This window comes from Polaribacter sargassicola, assembly GCF_021991835.1.
GTDB lineage: Bacteria > Bacteroidota > Bacteroidia > Flavobacteriales > Flavobacteriaceae > Polaribacter > Polaribacter sargassicola.
Window position 1 is genome coordinate 1 of sequence record NZ_JAHDAU010000129.1, and the last position, 322, is coordinate 322.

Consider the following 322-nt stretch of genomic DNA (forward strand, 5'->3'; position numbering starts at 1 on the left):
ACGTTTCACTCCATGCTTGCATCTTTTTTGCAAATGCCTCTCCATAGGCTTCTTCAAATTTCTTTGAATAAGCTTCAAGATATTTTTCACCTTCTTTTTTGTAAGCATTATAATCAAAAGTTACTGCCCCAACGCCCTCAGGTAAAGGCGGTAATGGTGGTAACTCAGGAACTTCTGGAATCTCAGGTACTTCTGGGACTTCAACGTGTACATCAAAATCTATTTCTGGAATTTCTGCCAACTCATATTTTAATTCCTTTATTACGGCTTCAACCGCTTCACCATCACCATGCGTATCTGTTCTATACACCCAAACATTTGT

1 pseudogene is annotated in these 322 nt (G+C 38.8%); it reads right to left on the minus strand.

The annotated features are described in order from the left end of the window. Nucleotides 1-322: pseudogene (locus KI686_RS16155) on the minus strand (hypothetical protein); the annotation flags it as partial.